The following is a 20,305-nucleotide window of genomic DNA, read 5'->3' on the forward strand; positions in this document are numbered from 1 at the left end:
CCCGACCGCCGCTTGTGACCCTGGCTGTGTGAAAAGCCGCGAGTCGGTTACGATTCCTCCGTTTCCTAATGGGGGGATACGGATGGGACGCTTCGTTGAAGGCGCGGACAGATCCCAGCTGACGCTCTTGCCGGAATGTCTGGAGGATTGGGTAGACGAGGGCAACGCGGTCCATGTGATCGACGTGTTTGTCGAGGCGCTCGACCTGCATGGAATGGGATTTGAGCGTGTGATCGCCAAGGAGACGGGCCGGCCTTCCTATCATCCGGCAGTCCTTCTGAAGCTTTACATCTACGGTTATCTCAATCGGGTGCAATCCAGTCGCCGCCTGGAACGTGAGGCGTGCCGCAATATCGAGGTGATGTGGCTGATCGGCCGCCTGGCTCCCGATCATAAGACGATCGCCGATTTCCGGAAGGACAATGGTGCGGCGCTTCGGAAGGTTTGTGCGAAGTTCGTTGCGCTATGCCGGCAAATGGGCCTGTTGCAGACCCCAAGCGTCGCAATCGATGGCAGCAAGTTCAAGGCAGTGAACAACCGCGATCGCAACTTCACACATGCCAAGATGGCGAGGCGGATGGCGCAGATCGAGGAAAGCGTCGGGCGATATCTGCGTCAACTGGATAGCGCCGATCGGCAGGAGCCATCGGAAGCGATCAGCATCAAGACAACGAGGATTAAGGAAAAGATCGCTCGACTGAAGCAGGAGATGGGCCGCCTGGAAGTGCTCGATGCGCAGATGCGCAAGACGCCGGATCAACAGATATCGCTGACCGATCCGGATGCCCGTTCGATGGCCACCAGTGGACGCGGATCGGGTGTCGTCGGCTACAATGTCCAGGTCGCGGTGGACACCGAACACCATCTGATTGTTACGCATGAGGTCATAAACGTCGGCAATGACCGTGGGCAGCTTGCTCGGATGTCGAAGCAAGCCAAAGAAGTGCTCGAAGTGGACAAACTCGAGGCGGTCGCCGACCGTGGCTACTTCGACGGAGAGGAGATATTGGCCTGCAAAGAGGCTGGCGTTGCAGTCACGCTGCCCAAGCCCATGACGTCGAACGCCAAGGCGGAGGGTCGGTTCGGCAAACAGGACTTCGCCTATCTACCTGACGAGGACGTCTACCGCTGCCCGTCCGGCCAGGTGCTGCCCTATCGCTATACCAACATCGAGCATGGAATGACGCTGCGCCGTTACTGGTCGACAGCAGCGTGCCAAGGCTGCGCAATCAAGAGCCAATGTACGCCGTCCAAGGAGCGCCGCATCACACGCTGGGAGCATGAGCATGTGGTCGAGGAGGTCCAGAGAAGGCTCGATTCCGACCCCGACGCCATGCGGAGGCGGCGCGAGACGGTCGAGCATCCCTTCGGCACGATCAAGGCCCGTATGGGGGCGACCCACTTCCTGATGAAGCGCCTACGGAACGTCGCCGCCGAAATGGCGCTGCATGTTCTCGCCTATAACCTCACACGGGTGATGAACATCGTCGGCAAACCGCGCCTGATTGCAGCCATCCGCGCCGCCTGAAGCCCGGAAAGTGCGTCCAAAAGCGCAATACCGCGTCGCGATACCTACTTTGGCCGGTCATTGGACGATCCGACGCGAGAACATCGGCCGCCTGCAATGATTGGCGACCCACGGCCGCGTGCCGACCATCCGTTTGCACACAGCCAAGACCCGAAGCTGACCCAGGCCGGCTCTCCGGCGTGATCCTTATCGCTTTTGCTCACTAGGCTGAGGAAGCGACCTAACCGTTCCCTGGGTAGGAGCGGAACACTTGGACTGAACGTACATTAATCAGCATGAACGACCAATTCAGGAAATTTGGCGTCATGGGTATCGAGCGTATGCACTCGCCTCACTACTGGGAGATGCGAGCGGAGGAGTTTCGGGCGAAGGCGGACAACTGCGAGCATCCTGAGACAAGGAAAAGCTTGCGTAACGTCGCTAAGACCTATGAGGAGCTCGCGCGCCGGGCGGAGCAGGTCCGCACCCTGCGAGACGTAGCAGAGCAGCCAGTTAGGAACTCCGGCAACTAGTGCGGCACTGCTTGTCTCGCCGCGCGTCGGTGGGCAGAGGGGCCGCTCGCCGGATTGGCTATCTTGATGGTGCGACCTTGTAGTTGCCGCTGTTCAAACGTGTGGCAGGGAAGCTTGCGCGATCATGGCCGGATTGAAGGGAAGAACCTGATCATTGACTACTGATCGCCTGTCGCGATTAGACCTACTCTCTGAGCGCCAGGTGCGAGACGCAGGCAAGGCTCGCCGATGCACCTACCTGTTAGACCAGTCCTGACGCTCTTGGATGGCGCGTTCCAACTTGGTGGCGAGCCCCAATAGGTTCGAGGAGAGATCAGCAAACAACTCCTTCTTCGACTGGTCGGCTGCGTGGCGTCTGCTGATAAGCGCGCACTCCTCCGCTTCGGTGAGGAGTTTTTCTAGGTGGGTTTGCATGTCGTGCATGGCTGTAGCCTTGCGGCACTAACGTGCTTGCGCCAGCGTGTCGCGGCACTGACGTCCCTCAATCTTCAATGAGCCGCCGGGTTGGCCGTTCCTAAAGCGAATGTGGGTATTGGCCAATTCGGCTGCTTTTGAGTAGTTCCTGGATAGTTCCGTGTGCGGAACGAAATAAACCGTTTGCCTTGTCTTCTTCCTAGCTCCACTTTGTTCCATCACTGAGTGGTCCGAGACCACTATCGGTGTGTGTGAACGCCAGTTGCGCTCCGCTTAACTTACCAATGGAGCAGCGCCATGATAGAGCGCCGTCGCTTCAAGCAGAGCCATTCTCTCGAAGAACGGCTTCGTCAGGAAGCCAATCGGCTGCGCGACGAGGCGAAGTCTCTGCCGCGCGGCCCCGAGCGCGAGCAACTTCCGCGGAAGGCCCGCCAGGCCGAAACCGGTTCGCATATGAGCGAGTGGTTGACCTCGCCCGGCAAACTCCGTCAGAAGGCGCGTACTGGTTTGGAAAACGCCAAGCGCTTTCGGGACAAGGCCGCCGAAGCTTTACAGATGGCCGATCAAGTCGGCAATGAGTCTAGGCGCGAAACATTACAACATATCGCCAAGAGCTATAGCTCGGTCGCACAAGGTCTAGAAGATATCGCAAGTTCGGATGCCTATTCCAGCGGAATGAGACCTCCAATGTGCTCTGGGTGCGGGACTATCATGAAGTGGTCCCGCTCCCAATTGGTGAAAGATGGTCCGACAATGCGTCACGTCTTTCTTTGCGTCGCATGTGGAAGTAGTATCGAGACTGAAGCCGACATTGAGAGGTCGCGCTGACGGCGGGTCATTCCACCAGCACTTCCGCTGTTGGCCGCTAGCTGACTTCTATCTCAAGAATCGGAATGTCGGCTGTTCGGCCGAAACCCGACCAAGGTCGGGGAGCGCGGCGATACCCGCTTGTGAACAATGCGGACATTCGCTAGCAGGATCTAGAGCCGGTTGTTTGCCCATTCTTGCTCGCCGTCTTGCCACAAGGTGGTAGGCTGCAGGCGCCGATGATGTGGTTCCTAGCGGGGGCTCAATGAGGCGGCGGGAGTTGATCCTGGTGTTGGGAGCCGCGGTGGCCTTGCCGGCGACCGGCCTTGCGCAACAGAAGAAGGTCTTTCGCATCGGCTATCTAAGCGCCCCCACCCGGGAATCAGTCCAGCGTCCGCTCCAGGCGTTCTTGCGGAGGCTGCGCGAACTGGGTTGGGTTGAAGGCGAGAACTTCATCATTGAATATCGATGGGCTGAGGGAAACATCGACTGGTTGCCCGAGCTTGCAAGGGAGCTGGTGGCGCTCAACGTAGACCTGATCGTTGCACCGGCCACCTCAGCGGTCTTGGCGGCAAAAAGCGCGACCAGCCGAATTCCGATCGTCATGACTTTCCCGACCGATCCCGTGAAGCTGGGACTCATTTCCAGCCTTAGCGAGCCCGGTGGAAACGTCACCGGGACGACCGCCTCGGTAGGCATGGAAATTATCGGCAAACTTCTGGAAATTCTGAAGCAGGCCGCCCCTCACATCACCGCAGTTGCGGTCCTTGGCAACCCGGCCGACGTGGGTCTTGCATTACAGATGGAGGAGCTTCAGATCGCCGCGCACTCGTTGAACATTCGCCTTCAATTGTTCGAAGCGCGAGGTCCTGAAGAGTTTGACCATGCGTTTGCCGAGATGGCGCGGGCCCGCATGGATGGCCTTGCAATTATGACATCTCCTTTCACGCCCCATCGCGCCAAACTCGCCGAACTTGCGATAGCGGCGCGATTGCCGGTCATAACCTTCCTCCGGGAGTTCACTGAGGCCGGCACCCTGATGAGCTATGGGGTGAACATGTCCGATTTCATCGGGCGTGCTGCGGTCTATGTCGACCGCATTCTCAAAGGCGCACGCCCCGCCGACCTCCCGGTGGAGCAGCCCACAAAGTTCGAACTGATGATCAACCTAAGGACCGCGAAAGCGATCGGCCTCTCCGTGCCGCCGGGGCTGCTTGCCCGCGCTGATGAGGTGATCGAATAGGGGCGCAATTGCTGCAGCGCATGAGTCCGCTGTTGGCCCATCGGCGAAGTGGTGGCACCTCGCCAGGAGGTCCGCTCACCGAGGCATAGCGGACCAGATTTGCTCACGTTTGAGTTCTTCGCACTTTGACCCAACTCGGACATCGGACCGCGGCGAAGCCGGTTTCATCCCTACCAAAACGCTGGCCTCAGTCATATGATGCCGTCGTCTGCGGTTGAGGTAGGTATGAGGCGCCGGGATTTGCTTGGTGCTCTTGCTGGTCTGGTGGCCGTGCGGCCGGTAACGGGCCGCGCGCAGCAATCCCCTCGATTGCCAACCATCGGGTTCTTGGGTCAGAGCACCCCTTCGGTCGAGCGCCAACGGCTTGCTGCATTCTTGAAGCGACTGAGTGAACTCGGATGGATCGAGGGGCGAACCGTCGTGATTGAGTATGCGTGGGGCGAAGGAAACAGTGAACGCTTCGCTAAATTTGCGACGGATTTCGTTCGGCTTAGAGTCGATGTCATTGTAACCTCGGGGACCGCAAACGTTATCGCGGCGATGCAGGCAACCTCGGTTATTCCGATCGTGTTCGCGGTGGCGGGAGACCCAGTTGCAAACAAACTGGTTGCGAGTTTGGCGAAACCCGGCGGCAACGTCACGGGCCTCTCGACGGTAGCAACCGATCTTGCCGGCAAGCGCCTAGAACTTTTGCGCGAGGCCATTCCAAGTCTTCGGCGTTTGGCAGCTATTGGGAACATTGGCAATTCCTTGTCTGCACTGGAGCTTAGTGAGGTGCAAGCGGCGGCGGCGAGGCTTGGTCTTGAGACCGACATCCTCACAATTCGTCAAGCAGAGGACATCCCGTCTGCCTTCGAGGCGCTAAAAGGTGGTGCAGCGGCATTGTATATAGTTGCCGATCCGCTTGTGAATACCCACCGCGATCAGATCCAGACTTTAGCAATGGGAGCGCGACTGCCAACAATCTACAACGCCAGAGAGCACGTCGAAGCGGGTGGCCTCATGTCTTATGGGCCGAATTTTACGGATTTGTATCGCCGCGCTGCCGAATACGTCGACAGGATTTTGCGTGGAGCAAAACCCGCTAATCTTCCGGTGGAGCAGCCGGCCAAGTTCGACTTCGTCGTAAACTTGAGGACCGCCAAGGCCCTCGGCCTAGCTTTGCTGCCGTCGATGCTTGCCCGCGCCGATGAAGTGATCGAATAGAGCTGTTGTTTGCTGCGGTGCATGAGTCCGTTCATGGCCCATCGCTTCCGTTAGGGCGTAGCGACGAGTTGTCCGGAAACCGGGGTAAACCGGAAGCGCCCGACCGCTGGGCAAATCGAATGAGCCAGTTTCTGTGGGTGCCGAAAGCGATCATCCGAGTGCAAAGACGTCCGCACGTTCGATGATCAGATCGCGGAACAGTCGCGCCCGGTGTGACATCCATTGCGGGTCGGGATAGACGACATGCATGGGCAGCGGCGGCACGACGAAGTCGGGCAGCACATGGACGAGACGGCCGGCCGCGATGTGCTCGACGGTACACCAGTTCGGCAGCACGGCGACGCCGATCCCCTCCAATGCAGCCAACGTCATCACGTCCGCATCGTCGCAGGTCATCGCCGGCGCGATATCCACGACGTAACGGCCGGTTTCGGATTCGAACGTCCACTGATTCTTCTGCGACAGGCGCGAGTAGGTGACGCAGGGCATGCGGCGCAGTTGATCCGGCAGCGAGGGCACCTGATGACGCGCGAGCAGCGCGGGCGCCGCCACCAGCCGGCGTTTGATGGTGCCCACCCGCCGCGCCACCAACGAACTCGAATTGAGGCTGCCGATCCGTATCGCAAGCTCGGTCCCGGTTTCGATGAGGTCGACAAACTGTTCCGTAAAACTGACGTCCAGCCGGACATCGGGATAGCGGCGGGTGTATTCGGCGAAGATCTCACGGAAGAAGAAGCGGCCGAACGACGTCGGCACCGTCATCCGCAACGTCCCTGACGGATTGCCGATCCGGCTCTGCGTCGGAGCGCCGGCGCTCTCCAGCAGCGCGACGATGTCCTTGGCGTACTTCAACACGCGGTCGGCTTCCGGGGTCGGCCGCACCTTGCGCGTGGTGCGCACGAACAGCCGGCAGCGAAACTCGGCTTCCAGCAGCGCGATCCGCTTGCTGATCGCCGGCTGCCCCAGACCGAGATCCTCGGCGGCCTGGGTGAAACTGCCTGCCTCCATGACTCGGATGAAGGTCTGCAGCGCCTCGATCCGGTCCATTCATTCCTCGCCGGAATTTATAATATTCTCACCATTCCATATACGGCATGGCTGGTCCGGTCTAGCTTTCCTGCGTTCAGGGGAGGAAGGCGAATGAGCAAATCGATCGGCATTCTCGGGGCCGGCATCGGCGGCCTGCATCTGGCACTCTACCTGCAGAAGCAGGGCATCGCGGCAACCGTGCTGACGGACCGCGCCCCGGAGCAGTATGCGGCGACACGGCTGATGAACACCGTCGCGCATCACAGCGTCACCATCGCGCGCGAGAACGAACTCGGCGTGAACCACTGGGACGATCCCCAATTGGTCTATCACCACCACGATCATTACTTCAATTTCCCGGACGGTGGGCTCCTGTTCCGCGGTGCATTTCGGCGGCCGAGCCGCGCGGTGGATTATCGGATCTACTTGCCGGCACTGATGAAGGACTTCGAGGATCGTGGAGGTCGGATCGAATATGCCAGCATTCAGGATGACGACATCCCCGCGCTGGTCTCGCGCTTCGACCTTCTCGTCGTCTCCACCGGCAAAGGCGCCCTCGGGCGCATGTTCGCTCACCGGCCCGAACTCTCTCCGTACAGTCGGCCACAGCGCCTGCTTTGTGTCGGCCTGTACGACGGCGTCGATCACGGCAGCCCGGATGGCGACGATCCGCGCGGCGTCACACTGTCCGTCTCGCCCGGCCATGGCGAGATGATCGTCATTCCCACGCTGACCTTCGGCGGCATGAAAACGGCGCTGTTGATGGAAAACATTCCCGGCGGCGACATGGCCGACCTGGTCTCGCTCAGCTACGATGCCAACCCGGCAGCATTCCGCCAGACCCTTCTGGACAAGCTGGAAAAGCATCATCCGCACACCTACGACCGGATCGACACGCACCGCTTCGGGCTGGCCCAGCCGCTCGACCTGCTGCAAGGCGCGGTGGTGCCGACGGTGCGGCAGTCCTGGGTGGCTTTCGACGGCGACAAGCTTGCGATTGCCTTGGGCGACGTTCACTCCGTCGTCGATCCCTTGATGGGCCAGGGCGCCAACATGGCCTCATATGCGGCCTTCGAACTCGGCAAAGCGATCGTCGAGGCGGTGGCATTCGATGCGCGCTTCGTCGAGGACGTCGACCGCGCACGCGAGAACCGCGTGCTTGCCGCTGCCCGCTGGACCAACATGATGCTGCAGCCGCCGTCAGAGGCCATGGGCCGGCTGATTTTCGCCATGTCGCAGGACCGGGAGCTTTGCGACGAGTTCACCGAGAACTTCAATTATCCGGAGCGCCAGTGGGATCGTCTGGCGAGCGACAAGCGCATCCACGCCTGGATCGAAAGCCGCGGCAAGATCGCCGCCTGACGCCGAACCGCCGTGCGAAATCAGTTCCGCTCCCAGGCGGTTGGCTGAACCATGTCTGAGAGGAATACCGATGCACTGCCTGACGGTTCTCTACCCGAGGCCCGACGATCCGTCGGCCTTCAGGGCCTATTACGTCGAAAAGCACGTACCCTTGGCAGCGACACTCCCCGGTCTGGTGCGTCACCATTACGCTTTTCCCCAACAACTCGGACCGGGAGAGGCGCCTTTCTGCATCTTCCAGGCCTTCTTCCCCGACGCTGCTGCGATGGACGCGGCGCTCGGCTCAAGCATCGGCCGAAAGGTCGCAGCCGACGTGCCGAACTATTCGCCCAGGGGTGCGACGCTCTGCCATTTCGAGATCGAAGGCGCGTAATGGGCCATCATGCCGAACCGGCCGGTTTTCGGGCAGCCGCATCGCGGTTCGCGACGGGCATTACAATCGTCGCAACCGTCGACCAGGATGGCGCGCCGCTCGGCATGACCGCCAACAGCTTCACGACCATTTCGGCGAATCCGCCGACTGTGCTTGTCTCTCTCATGCACGGGCGGACGTGGCAGGCTGTGGCCAGGTCCGGCATCTATTCGGTCAATGTCCTGCATGCGGAAGACGCTGCGCTCTGCGCGCACTTTGCCGGAAGGCCTTTGTTGCGCGACGCTCCGCCGCTCGTCCCGCGCCAAGGATTCTTCGTGCTCCCGCAGGCAATCGCGTAGTTCGCCTGCGAGGTGGTCCAATCGATCGATATCGCTGACCACACGCTCTTCATCGGCGCGGTGCGCTGGTGCCGGCACAACGAGGGAGCGCCTCTCGCGTTCTACGCCAGCCGTCTTCGAAGGGGCGTGGGGATGGAAATCTCTTCCGCGGATAGTGTTGCCTATCCCGGTGACGGATGGTGGACCTAGATTTATGTTGTTGCGCCAGGAGCATTTGAGAGCCTTCGCTGCGGCCATCCTTCGAGACGCCCGCTTTGGCGGGCTCCTCAGGATGAGGACGGAGTGCGTGGCTGCAGTTCTAGCAGGCACCGACGCTGATGAGCCTCATCCTGAGGAGGCGCGTAAGCGCCGTCTCGAAGGACGAGGCGTGCGCACCGGTCGCCGCCACGATTCATATGCCGTAGCAGCTATACCTTCCGCCGCCGAACACAACCCAGTGCATTGCAGATGATCCGCGCGACCGCAATCGCTCCAAGATTCTGCACATCGCGCTCGGGAACGAATTCGACGACATCCAGGCCGACTATTCTGGACTTTGCCGCGACACCCCGTATGAGGTCGACCACGTCGAAATAGGACAGGCCGCCGGGCTGTGGGACGAGCACGCCCGGGATGACCGATGGATCGAGACCGTCGCAATCGATGGTCATCAGGCACTCGGCGTCATCCTCGATCGCGTCGAGCACGCTTGCGATCCCGTGATGCTGGACATGCCTTGCCGTAAAGATCTTCGCGCCCCAGGCCTTTGCATCATCGAATTCGGCACGACCGGAGCCGCCGACGCCGCGCAAGCCGACCTGCACGATGCGCTTCACCCAGGGCAATTCGCTGGCGCGCCGCATCGTGCTGGAGAAGGTATAGCCCGATCCGTTTCGCTGATCCCGCCAATCAAGATGGGCGTCGATCTGCACGATCGTCAGTCCCTTGCTGCCCTGGAATGCCTCGAAGAAAGGGATGGGGACGGAGTCATCACCGCCCAGCAGGATCGGAACGGCGCCAACCGAAAGGACGGCTTGCGCGGCTGCTCTGATCGCATCACGGTTGCTCTGCGGAGTCATTGGGTCGGTCGGCACGTTTCCGCCGTCCAAGACCCTCGTTTTGCTGGAATCGAGCAACTCGGCGTCCTGGTCAAAATCCCAACGGGTGAGATCGCTCTCGTAGTGACGCAGCGCGCGGCGGATGACGTCCGGCGCTTTTGCGGCATGGCTGGTCTGACCCGCAAGGTATGGGGTGGCATCCGACGCGCCGAACAGGATCGCGCCGGCCGCCGGCGGTGCGGTGGTCAAGTCGCAGGCCTCAACACCCAGGAAAGTCGTCATGTCGGGATGCACTACGCGTATCCATGGATCACCCGCGCGTCCGTCAACGTGCATCGCTCGGCCGTGTTCCGGTCGGTATCTCCGATGTCCCCTGGAAGCATCGGTGAGCGGCGTGAATATTGCTGTCACGTAGAGGTCTTGAACGTTTGGAACTCTCATGCGTTAGCGGATGAGGGACATGCACCATCCGGCATGACGATGCGGCCACGGAGTTCGGTTCTTGCTCAGGCTTTACAGGTGGCCGTCCGACGACTGGCACGGCATCGGCGCGGAAATGCCCTCTGAGATCATCTGGGCCGATCTCCTGAACGGCACCGACGAGGAAAAGCAGTTCGTCGAGCGGCTGCTCGGCATCCGCATTCCCTCGGAAGACTCGCTCAGCGAGATCGAGGCGTCGAGCCGCCTGATCTTCGATCGCGGCACGCTCTATCTCAGCTCGCCGGCGGTGCGGGTCACGGAGGCCAACGAGGCCGAGATCACGCCGGTGGGCTTCGTCATCGGTCCGCACGTGCTGGTGACGGTGCGCTTTGCCGAGCTGCCGATCTTCGACGACATCGGCAAGCGCGTCGGCTCCGATGACAGCCTGGAGAACGGCATGTGCGTGTTCGTCAGCCTGCTCGAGGCCATGATCGATCGCGGCGCCGATGTCCTGGAGCATCTCGGCGCCAAGGTCGATCAGCTTTCGCGCGGGGTCTTCAAGGGCGGGCTGGTGCGCACCCAGCGCCCGGTGCGCTCCAGCCGCAGGATGCGCGAGGCCCTGGAGAATGTCGGCGAGCTGGCCGAGCGCCTCGCCAAGGCGCGCGATGTCCTGCTCGGGGTGGGCCGCATCGCCGCGTTTGCCGGCGACGTCGGCAGCGAGTGGATCACGGCGTCGTCGAAGAAGCGCCTCGAGGCCGTGTCCAAGGACGTCGTCTCGCTCAGCGACTACGAGACGCGACTATCGGACAAGATCCAGCTGCTGCTCGACGCCGTGCTCGGCTTCATCAACATCCAGCAGAACGAGCTGTTCAAGATCCTGACGATCGTGTCGGTCGTCGGCGTGCCGCCGACGATCATGGTCGGCATCTGGGGCATGAACTTCAAGCACATGCCCGAGCTGGACTGGAGCTTCGGCTATCCGCTGGCCTGGCTCGCGGTCATCGCCAGCGGCGTGCTGCCGCTGATCTGGTTCAAGCGGCGCGGCTGGTTCGAGTGATGGCAGCGGCGCATCGTTCGAACGATGCGCCGCTGCTTGATCATGCGGCCTTGGCCTCGACGCTGCCGATCCAGTCGCGGGCGAGCGTCACGTCGGCTTGCGACAATTGATGGCCCGCCGGCAGCACCTTGTGGGTGACGCTCGCACTTGCCTGCGACAGCAGCGCGGCGAGCCGCGCCGAATTGCTCGCCGGCACGATTGGATCAGCCTGGCCCGAGAGCAGCAGTATCGGCTTGTTGCCAAGATCAGCCTTGGGCGGATCGGACAACGGCACCATCGCGCGAAGCAGGATCGCGCCTGCAAGCGCGTCCGGCTGCAGCAGCAACAGCGCCGCCGCGATGTTGGCGCCGTTGGAGAACCCGACCGCGATCGGCGCGGCGATGCCGTAGCGTTGCCGTGCCTCCGCGACGAAGTCGCCGAGCTCGTTCGCGCGACGGCGTACGTCCTCCTCGTCGAACACGCCTTCGGCGAGGCGGCGGAAGAAGCGCGGCATGCCGTGCTCGAGCACGCGGCCGCGTGGCGAGAGCAGGGCAGAGCCGGGCGAGATCATCTTGCCGAGGCCGAGCAGGTCGTTCTCGTCGCCGCCGGTGCCGTGCAACAGCAGCAGCGGAGGGGAGCCCGCGCTGGCCGCGGGCTCGAAACGATGGATGAATGCAGTCTCGGTCATGACACGGTCTCTTCCAGGCTAGGCAGCACGCCCTCGATCTGCTTGCGATGCTGCTCGAGGAAGCTTGGCAGCTTCAGGTCACGCCCCAGCGTCGCGACCGGCTCGTCGACGGCGAAGCCGGGGATGTCGGTCGCGATCTCGAACAGCACGCCGCCGGGCTCACGGAAATAGATCGAGCGGAAGTAGTTGCGGTCGCGCTGCTCGGTCGGGTGCAGGCCGTGATTGCTCACGAGCTTTTGCGCCATCTGGCCCTGCTCGGCGTCATCGGCCGCGCGGAAGGCGATGTGATGCACCGAGCCGCCGCCCTGGTGCCCGCGCAGGAAGCCCTTGGCTTCGTAGATGTCGACCACGCTGCCTTCGGCATCGCCCGGCGCCTTGAAGCGGATCACCGAGCCCTCGCGCCCGGTCTCCTTGAAGCCGAACACGTCGGCGAGGACGGCTGCCGTCTTCGCCGCGCTGTCGAGCAGCAGGGTCACGCCATGGAAGCCGCGGATCGCATGCTCGGCCGGCACGTCGCCATTGCTCCAGCCCGGCTCGTTCTCGGCACCGGGGACGCCGACCAGCGCGAGCGCCATGCCATCAGGATCGGTGAACGGCAGCACGGACTCGCCAAAACGCTTCTCCAGCGCCTCGTACGCGATGCCCTTCTCGGTGAAGCGCTGGGTCCAATAGCCGAGCGAGCGCTGCGGCACGCGAAAGGCGGTCTGGTGGGTCTCGCCGACGCCGCGGCGCCCGGCCGAGACCCCGGCCCACGGAAAGAAGGTCAGGATGGTGCCGGGGCGGCCGGTCTCGTCGCCGTAATAGAAGTGGTAGGTGCCGGGATCGTCGAAATTGACCGTCTTCTTGACGAAGCGCAGGCCGAGATCCCGGGTGTAGAAGCCGAAATTGCGGATGGGATCGCCGGCAATCGCGGTGACATGGTGCAGTCCAGACATTGTCGTCCTCCAGATTCGGGGAGCGGTCTTGCTCTGGCCGGAAATATCGTTCCGCTTTGGATTGGAGACAATCCATGCAAATATGACGGCTATGTCTACGATTTGGAAACAATCGACGAGGCGACCCCTTGGATAAGCTCGGCAGCCTCCGGGCCTTCGTAAAGGTGGTGGAATGCGGCAGCTTTGCCGAGGCCGGCCGGCAGCTGCGGCTGTCGCGCTCGGCGATCAGCAAGTACATCGCCGACCTCGAGGAGAGCCTCGGCGTCCAGCTCTTGAACCGCACCACAAGGCACGCGAGCCCGACCGAGAACGGCCAGCGCTATTTCGAGCGCGCGGTCGTGATCCTCTCGGAGATCGAGGCGGCGGACCAGGCGGTGACGCAGGCGCAATCGGCGCCGCGGGGGCTGCTCCGCGTCAACGCGCCGATGTCGTTCGGCACGATGCGGCTCGGGCCGGTGCTCGCCGATTTCATGGCGCGTTACCCGGAGCTTCAGCTCCAGATCGTGCTCAGCGACGATCTGCTCGATCCCGTGCAGGACGGCTTTGACGTGACGTTGCGGATCGCGGAGCTGGAATCGTCCAGCCTGATCGCGCGCAAGATCATGCCGGTGGCGCGCATGATCTGCGCCTCGCCGGATTACCTGGCGCGCCACGGCACGCCAAAACATCCGCAGGATCTGCGCGAACATGCTTCGCTGACCTACGGCTTCCTGCTCACAGGCAATCAGTGGAAGCTCACAGGCAGCGACGGCGACCACTGGATCCAGCCGGCCTGGTCGCTCTGCGTCAACAATGCAGAGGTGCTGCGCGACGTCGCGATCAAGGGCCGGGGCCTGGCACTGCTGCCGGAGTTCATCGCCGCCGATGCGTTGCGGAAGGGCGAGCTGCGGACGGTGCTGGATGACTATTCCGCACCGCCGCTAGCGCTCTATGCGGTCTATCCGCCGACCCGGCACCTGTCAGTGAAGGTGCGGCTGCTCATCGATTTCCTGGTGGAGCGGTTTGGGCGGGACGTGGACGAAGCCGGCGGGCGCAAAGCGACGACCCGCTAGAGGGAAGAGGTCAGTGGTGTTGCCGCAAAGCGCGAGACGGGTCGAGCTTGGGCCAGATGCCAGGAGCGTTCGAAGCAGGTTTTGATCAGCTCGATCAGATCGCCCGTGTCGACTCAACTGAGAGTCCCGCATAGTTGGCTGGACACTATTATACCGCAGCGAAAACCTGAACTTTCTTCCGCTCGCTCGGACTCATACTTGCGTCCCGCGCGCCTTAGGACCAGAGAGCTTCAGCCGCTGCCGGGGCGTCGCCGAGGGCTCTCTTCCATGCCGCAGCGAAAAGCGGCGGCACGATGTGTAGCTCGCCGGCACTTCTCGACTTGATTTCAACAAGCGCAGGAGGAGCCTATGCGGAAGTCTCTCACCTTTCTCCTTTCCGGGCTGGCATTGGCGGTCGCGGCGTCACCCGCCTTAGCCGGCGAGCGGGTGCTTGAGTTCAAGCTGATCACGAAGCCGATCGACCTCAAGGTCATCGAGGCCGCAAACGTCGAAGGACAGACGGTTGTGTCTGGTAAGTTCTTTGGGGTTGCCGTCTTCAGCGATGGCCGCATCGGAGTGAAAGAGTTCGTGAATACTTCGGACCTGCTTAAAGGGTCGGGTCCCTTCTTCGGCTATAGCACTTACACGTTCGAGGAGGGCTCGATCACGGCGCGCTACACTGGTTCGGCCAAAGATGGAAAATCAACGGGCGAATACACGATCCTATCGGGCACAGGTGCTTATGCGAACGCCACGGGTACGGGAACAATCGAAAGCGCGCCGAACCCGTTCAAAGGCGTCAACCTGCTAAATATAAAGCTCGTCGTTAAAACGTCGGGCTCATGACAGCGCAATGGTCACAGGTTTCCGGCACGAAGGAAGTTGATTCCTCGTGTGGGTGTTGGCCCGGCCGGCGGCACATTGCTGGCCGGGCGACCCGCTCAAGACCGATTGGAGTCGGAAGATTGATCCTGTTGACCAGCTGACTGGAGACAGTCCGCAGCCCGTGCCTCAGCGCTGATCTGCTGCGGCGACGGTGTCACGGGCGGGCGCCGTCGCCCCACGGGTCTTGATCGTAGGCCTGCAGGATGCGCACAAAATCAGCCATGCTGGATTGATCTTGGTGTTCGGCTTCAGCCGCAACCTGAGCATTGGATGCAGGCTGGCTCCCTTGCCAAAACCGCGTGAGGAGATTGGCGATGTTTCTCATGGCGTACTCTCAGCAGCCAAATGTGACGGTCGACGCCAGGGTCTCGAAGCAGCATGCTGCCGCTCGATCAGGAGAAAGGCCGGCGGGCGCTACGCCACCGGACTTGTCCTGCAACTGCCGGCTCGCGGGGCCGGTTCCGTTGCGTCTCATTCTGCGTTGGTAGATAGCAAGAGCACCTGGTCATCGCCATTGTGCGGGGGTATGACGTGACCATACTGACGTAGGTCAGACGCCATGGCGAATTTGGCTGCTGTCGAGGGATAGCGGGCTCTGGTAAGCCGTCCGCTCTGCAGATTTATGGACTCGCGCTAGCCGAGCAAGCGCTGCTCGGCGGGGCGGAGCAGATCGTCAAGCGCGCTCATCGACGCTTCCCGCAGCGCGGCGAGTTCGCGAGCGGCAGTCGGGCATTCCTGCAGCGGCATCGCGGGCGCGGCTTCCTCGACCTCGCGGCAGCGCTCGAACAGGCGGACGAGGCCGAGCGCGCTTGCCGCGCTGCCGAGCTGATGCGCGGATCGCGCGAGCTGCTTGTGATCGCCGGCCGCCGCGGCCGTGGCGATGTCGTCGATCAGTCGCTCGCCCGTCTGCTGGAGAAGCTGCTGGAGCTTGTCGATTTGCGTCGCGCCCAGCAGCTCCCGCTGGTCGTCGAGGAAAACCCGATCGATCAGTTCGTGGGCCGCGAGTTGCGCGGCTGCCGGCTCGACTGCCTGATCATCCTCGATCGCCTCGCGTAGCGCGTTGATCAGGATCGGCTTGCTCACGACCTTGGCGATGCCAGCGCCCGCGAGCCGATCGCGGGCACTGCGCGAGACGTCGGCGGTCACGGCGACGAGGCGCGGCATCTTGGCAAGACCGAGCTCGCCGATCCGCGAGGCGGCCTCGACGCCGTCCATGTCGGGCATGTGCAGGTCCATCAGGATGACGTCGAAGGCCTGATCGCGGGCGAGCTCGATGGCGGAGGCGCCGTTCCTCGCGATCGTGGCGTGGTGGCCGAGCCGGTGCAGGATGGCTGCGCCGACCTCGCAATTGACGGGGTCATCGTCGACCAGGAGCACGCGGAGCTGCCGCGACGGCGGCGCAAGCGCGCCTTGCGCTACGCTGTTTCCGGCAAGACCGAGCGGCACTTGGAGCGTGAACGTGCTGCCCGCGCCGGGCGCGCTCTCGACCTTGAGCTCGCCGCGCATCAGGCGGGTGAGGCGGCGCGCGATCGCAAGGCCAAGGCCGGTGCCGCCGAACCGCCGCGCGATGCTGTCGTCGGCCTGGACGAAATCCTCGAAGATCCGCTCGTGCAACTCGGGCGCGATGCCGATGCCGGTGTCGCGAACATTGATGCGCAGCAGGAGGTGATCGTCGCGCCGCTCGGCCGCCGCGCTCACGCCGATGCCGCCGCTCGGGGTGAACTTGATCGCGTTGCCGATCAGGTTGAGCAGGATGCGATTGAGCCTGACGGGATCGCCATGCGCGGCGGTGTCGACCGTCGCATCGCAGGCGAGGTCGAAGCGCAGGCCCTTGTCCAGGGCTTGCGGGCGCATCAGGTCGACGGCGGCTTCGATGAGCTGGTCGAGACGGAAGTCGCGCGTCTCCAGAATTTCCGTGCTCGCTTCGAGGCGCGCATATTCCAGCACTGCATCGACCAGCGCGATCAGCGTTTCGCCCGACGCCGCCGCGGTGGCGAGGTGGCGGCGCTGGGCCTCGCTGAGGCTGCCGTCGTCCAACAATTGCAGCACCCCCATGACGCCGTTGAGCGGCGTGCGCAGCTCGTGGCTGACGACGGCTAGGAAGCGCGACTTGGTCTCGTTGGCCGCCACCGCCGCGCTGCGCGCGCGCTCGGCGGCGTCGTGCTCGGCGAGCGCGTGGTCGCGCGCCTTTTCCAGCTCGGAGGTGCGCTCGATCACCTTGCGCTCGAGCGTGGCGTAGGATTCGCGCAAATGCGCCGCCATGCGGTTGAACTGCTCGCCGAGCGCCTCCAGCTCGTCGCCGGTCTTGATCGCGAGCCGCGAGTTGAGGTCGCCGCTGCCGATCCGCTTGGCTCCTTGGGTCAGCAACTGGATCGGCACGGTCATGCGCCGGCTGAGAACCAGCGAGACCAACACCGCACCGGCCAGCAGGATGACGAGGAGGAAGGTCGAGCGGCCGATCGAGGCGTAGATCGGCGCGTAGGCTTCGGTGAGCGGCAGCTCGACGAACACCAGCCAGCCGAGCGAAGGCACCGTCGCATAGGTCGACAGCACCCGTTGGCCGGACAGATCCTCCTTGACGAGGCCGCCCGAAGGCGGCCCGACGCCGTCGAGCGCGGCGCGGACGTCGGCATGGCCGGAGAGATCGCTGCGCTGGAGCGCCCGCCACAAATCGGGATGCGCGATCAAGACGCCCTTGCGGTCGACCACATAGGCCTTGCCGGTGTTGCCGACCCTGATCCCGGCGACCAGGTCCCAGATGAAGCGCAGATTGACCTCGGCGACGATCACATCGGGAGCGCGGCCGGTGCCGCGCGTGGCGAGCGTCATGAACGGTTCGGTGTCGCCGAAGAAGTAGACCGGTCCGTAATAGGCCCGGCTGTCATTGGCGCCGCGGAAGGCGGGCGTCGTGGAGAGATCGATCTTGCTGCCGATCCTGTCGGCGACACGGCGCGACACACGCACCTGCTCGCGGCCCTGCGCGTCGAGCTGGGCGATCTCGGCGATCGCGGGCGAGAGGCGCAGGAGGCGGATGGCGTTCAGCCGCTCGTCCTCGTTGGTCGAGAGCTCCGGCGGCAGGCGCGCAAGCCACCTGATCTGGTTCTCGATCTGGCCGATGAACTGGCCGATCTGAATGGCTGCGGAGGCGGCCTGCTCGCGCTGGGTCGCCGCCAGCAGCTGCTTCTGCTCGCGATAGGAGAACCAGACGTCGAAGCCGGTGTTGATGGCGAGCGCGGCAAAGGCGAGGGCGACGATCGAGTAGAGATATTTCCTGAACAACCGGCCGGGAGGCGTCCGCGAAGGTCCCTGGTCGACCGGCTCGTTCACTCGCGGATCTCGTCGGCGCGCGCGAGCAGCGTGAATGGGATCGTCAAGCCGAGCGTGCGGGCGACCGTGCGGTTGATCAAGAGCTCGTATTTGCGCGGCGATTGCACCGGAAGATCCCCGGCCTTGGTGCCGCGCAGGATGAGATCGACATAATCGGCCGAGCGCACCTCGAGCGTCGGTCCATAGCTCATCAGCCCGCCGGCATCCATGAAGTAATGGAACGGATAGATCATGGGCACGCGGTATTTGGCGGCTGCCGTGACGACCGCCTGCCGGTTGACCACGAGAAAGCTGTCGACCAGCGCAAGCATCGCCGCCTTGGGCGATTCGGAGAAGCGCCTGATGGCGTCATCGATCTCCGTCGGCGCGTTGACGGGGGCGGGCACCGCGGACACGCCGGACACTGCGGCCTCCTGCTCAATCGAGTCGAGAAAGAAGCGCCCGCCGCGCGGCGTGGTCGCCGGGTTGAACAGGACGCCGACGCGCGCGACGTCGGGCACGGCCTCGCGGATCAGCTGGAGCCATTTGCCGCCCATCTCGGCGGTGCTGTTGGTGAAGCCGGTGACGTTGCCGCCGGGATGCGCCAGGCTTTCGACGAAGCCGTTGCCGACCGGATCGTTGGCGGTCGCAAACACGACCGGGATGGTCTTGGTGGCGGCAAGCACGGCGGCGGTCTCGACCGTCGACCCGGTCAGGATCACGTCCGGCCTGAGGTCGAGCAATTCCTGGACGGCCGTCTTCAGCCTGTCCGGTGCGCCGAAGGTCGAACGAAGCTCGAGGCGGAAGTTGACGCCTTCAACCCAGCCGCGCTGGCGCAAGCCGGCGACGAGGTTGCCCAGGCGAGAGCTCGCGCTGTCGATCATGCCGCGTCTGGTCAGCTCGTCGTCGAGCGGCAATGCGGTGAGCGAGGCGACGATCCGCATGCGATCGGTCGTTGTGCCGAGCGCGATCCAGCCCGCGACCGATGCACCTGCAAGGCGAAGGACATCGCGGCGGGCAACCGCCGGCACAGTGTGGGCAGGAGCGCGCCGCTCGATCATGAAATGCTTCGCAAGATTTTCCCCGGGCGGTTGCATAACGCGAAAGGCTGGTGACCACAATTGATCAAAAAATGCGCTTGTGAATGTTCATTCGCAGCGTTTGGCAGCCCGATACCGTATGCCTTTGCTGCCAAGGAGTCGCTGTTTCGAATCTCGTCTTCTCCGTGACTCTTGTAACGCCTTGCGGCGCTGCAACAATTTCCGTCCGGCTGCGACGACGGTTCGGGGAAGCCGGTTTCGCTGCTGCTGATTTTTGAAGCGTTGTTTCAGGTTTTTCGAAGGTTTTCGATGCGCAGAATCTATCTCATTCCGGCCCTCGTCGGCCTGCTCACCTCCGTTGCAGTCGGGCCGGTCGCGGCCCAGGGCGCCGTGCCGAAGCAGAAGGCGGCGCCGGCGCCCAAGGCCAGTGCTGCCGGGACGCCGGTTGCTGCCGGTGCGACATCTGCGGTTGCAGCCGAGACGCCAGTCGCCGACGACAAGATCAAGGCGATCGATGGCTTCCGCTCGGCCAAGTTCGGCATGAACGAGGCCGACGTGCGCGCGGCGATGACCAAGGATTTCAACGCCAAGCCCGACGCCATCAGGTCACAGGACAACGCGTCCGAGCTGACGCACAGCATTCTGCTGTCCGTTCCGGAGCTGCTGCCGAACGGCGGCACCGCCGAGCTCTCCTACGTGCTCGGCTACAAGTCGAAGTCGCTGATCCAGGTCGGCGCGGTCTGGTCGAAGGGGACCGACACCGCGATGACGCCGGAGAAGCTCTTCTCCAACGCCAATATCCTGCGCGCCCATTTCATGGGCGAGGGCTTCAAGCCCGACTCCATCGCGGTCAACATGCCCGTCGCCGGCGGCATCGTGATGTTCCGCGGCAGCGACGCCAAGGATCGCTCGGTGATCCTGCTGCTCCAGGGCACGTTCGAGACCAAGGAGAGCAACCGCGTGCTGACGCCGACCAGCCTGCTGCTGTTCTACGTCGCCGACGCCAAGAGCCCCGACATCTTCAAGCTTCCGCCCGGCCAGTTCTGATGCCGGACGATCGCGACATTCTCCCACCCGGTCGTGGATCGGCGCCAATGCCGATGAAGAGGATCTGA

Annotated in this window: 18 protein-coding genes and 1 pseudogene; 11 read left to right on the forward strand and 8 right to left on the reverse strand. The window is 63.1% G+C overall.

The genetic code is table 11. The features are described 5' to 3' along the window. Positions 1-82 precede the first annotated feature (82 nt). A complete protein-coding gene (locus N2602_RS14195) occupies positions 83-1,528 on the forward strand; it encodes an IS1182 family transposase (protein WP_260379597.1) in 1,446 nt (481 codons plus the stop codon). Between the two features lie 746 nt (positions 1,529-2,274). On the opposite strand, the gene N2602_RS14200 is transcribed toward N2602_RS14195, so the two are convergent. Then, complete coding sequence (locus tag N2602_RS14200) at positions 2,275-2,463, reverse strand: hypothetical protein (protein WP_172784347.1); 189 nt, start codon at positions 2,461-2,463, stop codon at positions 2,275-2,277. Positions 2,464-2,751: 288 nt separating this feature from the next. Here N2602_RS14200 and N2602_RS38920 point away from each other — a divergent pair, with 288 nt between their 5' ends. The 3 genes from N2602_RS38920 (at position 2,752) to N2602_RS14215 (ending at position 5,710) form a co-directional block, all read left to right on the forward strand. Next, on the forward strand, positions 2,752-3,282 hold the full coding sequence (locus tag N2602_RS38920) for a hypothetical protein (protein ID WP_373569524.1): 531 nt from the start codon (positions 2,752-2,754) through the stop codon (positions 3,280-3,282). Between the two features lie 268 nt (positions 3,283-3,550). Further along, positions 3,551-4,504: an ABC transporter substrate-binding protein gene (locus N2602_RS14210; protein WP_260383654.1), complete on the forward strand. Its 954-nt coding sequence runs from the start codon at positions 3,551-3,553 to the stop codon at positions 4,502-4,504. A 225-nt stretch (positions 4,505-4,729) separates the two neighbouring features. Further along, positions 4,730-5,710, forward strand: a complete 981-nt coding sequence (locus tag N2602_RS14215) for an ABC transporter substrate-binding protein (RefSeq protein WP_172784349.1) — start codon at positions 4,730-4,732, stop codon at positions 5,708-5,710. 150 nt (positions 5,711-5,860) lie between these two features. Here the strand turns inward: N2602_RS14215 and N2602_RS14220 are convergent, their stop codons facing one another. Beyond that, positions 5,861-6,757: a LysR family transcriptional regulator gene (locus N2602_RS14220; RefSeq protein WP_260383008.1), complete on the reverse strand. Its 897-nt coding sequence runs from the start codon at positions 6,755-6,757 to the stop codon at positions 5,861-5,863. A 93-nt stretch (positions 6,758-6,850) separates the two neighbouring features. On the opposite strand from N2602_RS14220, the gene styA reads away from it, so the two are divergent. From styA to N2602_RS38925, 3 genes and pseudogenes are all read left to right on the forward strand, one after another. Then, a complete protein-coding gene (gene styA / locus N2602_RS14225; RefSeq protein ID WP_260383009.1) occupies positions 6,851-8,101 on the forward strand; it encodes a styrene monooxygenase subunit StyA in 1,251 nt (416 codons plus the stop codon). A 70-nt stretch (positions 8,102-8,171) separates the two neighbouring features. After that, positions 8,172-8,474 carry an EthD family reductase gene (locus N2602_RS14230; protein ID WP_260383010.1) on the forward strand — a complete coding sequence of 101 codons (303 nt, stop codon included), beginning with the start codon at positions 8,172-8,174 and terminating at the stop codon, positions 8,472-8,474. After that, positions 8,474-9,001, forward strand: a pseudogene (locus N2602_RS38925) (flavin reductase family protein). Before N2602_RS14230 ends, N2602_RS38925 begins: the two are co-directional and overlap by 1 nt. Positions 9,002-9,219: 218 nt before the next feature. Here N2602_RS38925 and N2602_RS14240 read toward each other — a convergent pair. Next, positions 9,220-10,131, reverse strand: a complete 912-nt coding sequence (locus tag N2602_RS14240; protein ID WP_260383011.1) for an arginase family protein — start codon at positions 10,129-10,131, stop codon at positions 9,220-9,222. 220 nt (positions 10,132-10,351) lie between these two features. On the opposite strand from N2602_RS14240, the gene N2602_RS14245 reads away from it, so the two are divergent. Continuing rightward, on the forward strand, positions 10,352-11,326 hold the full coding sequence (locus tag N2602_RS14245; protein ID WP_172784355.1) for a magnesium transporter CorA family protein: 975 nt from the start codon (positions 10,352-10,354) through the stop codon (positions 11,324-11,326). 40 nt (positions 11,327-11,366) lie between these two features. On the opposite strand, the gene N2602_RS14250 is transcribed toward N2602_RS14245, so the two are convergent. Continuing rightward, complete coding sequence (locus N2602_RS14250; protein WP_260383012.1) at positions 11,367-11,993, reverse strand: alpha/beta hydrolase; 627 nt, start codon at positions 11,991-11,993, stop codon at positions 11,367-11,369. Further along, positions 11,990-12,928, reverse strand: a complete 939-nt coding sequence (locus N2602_RS14255) for a ring-cleaving dioxygenase (protein ID WP_172784357.1) — start codon at positions 12,926-12,928, stop codon at positions 11,990-11,992. The genes N2602_RS14250 and N2602_RS14255 overlap by 4 nt, the downstream gene beginning before the upstream one ends. 128 nt (positions 12,929-13,056) lie before the next feature. On the opposite strand from N2602_RS14255, the gene N2602_RS14260 reads away from it, so the two are divergent. Together N2602_RS14260 and N2602_RS14265 are read left to right on the forward strand one after the other, a co-directional pair. Beyond that, the gene (locus N2602_RS14260) at positions 13,057-13,980 is read left to right on the forward strand and encodes a LysR family transcriptional regulator (protein ID WP_260383013.1); all 924 of its coding nucleotides are present in this window, start codon (positions 13,057-13,059) and stop codon (positions 13,978-13,980) included. A 348-nt stretch (positions 13,981-14,328) separates the two neighbouring features. Beyond that, the gene (locus N2602_RS14265) at positions 14,329-14,805 is read left to right on the forward strand and encodes a hypothetical protein (protein WP_172784359.1); all 477 of its coding nucleotides are present in this window, start codon (positions 14,329-14,331) and stop codon (positions 14,803-14,805) included. Positions 14,806-14,998: 193 nt separating this feature from the next. Here the strand turns inward: N2602_RS14265 and N2602_RS14270 are convergent, their stop codons facing one another. From N2602_RS14270 to N2602_RS14280, 3 genes are all read right to left on the reverse strand, one after another. Continuing rightward, entirely contained in the window at positions 14,999-15,169 is a 171-nt protein-coding gene (locus N2602_RS14270; protein WP_260383014.1) for a hypothetical protein, read from the reverse strand. A gap of 308 nt (positions 15,170-15,477) precedes the next feature. Then, the gene (locus N2602_RS14275) at positions 15,478-18,171 is read right to left on the reverse strand and encodes a hybrid sensor histidine kinase/response regulator (RefSeq protein ID WP_260383015.1); all 2,694 of its coding nucleotides are present in this window, start codon (positions 18,169-18,171) and stop codon (positions 15,478-15,480) included. After that, on the reverse strand, positions 18,168-19,211 hold the full coding sequence (locus N2602_RS14280; protein WP_260383016.1) for an ABC transporter substrate-binding protein: 1,044 nt from the start codon (positions 19,209-19,211) through the stop codon (positions 18,168-18,170). The genes N2602_RS14275 and N2602_RS14280 overlap by 4 nt, the downstream gene beginning before the upstream one ends. A gap of 288 nt (positions 19,212-19,499) precedes the next feature. On the opposite strand from N2602_RS14280, the gene N2602_RS14285 reads away from it, so the two are divergent. Beyond that, positions 19,500-20,237 carry a hypothetical protein gene (locus tag N2602_RS14285; protein WP_172784363.1) on the forward strand — a complete coding sequence of 246 codons (738 nt, stop codon included), beginning with the start codon at positions 19,500-19,502 and terminating at the stop codon, positions 20,235-20,237. Positions 20,238-20,305 lie beyond the last annotated feature (68 nt).

It is taken from the genome of Bradyrhizobium sp. NC92 (assembly GCF_025200865.1).
Lineage (GTDB): Bacteria > Pseudomonadota > Alphaproteobacteria > Rhizobiales > Xanthobacteraceae > Bradyrhizobium.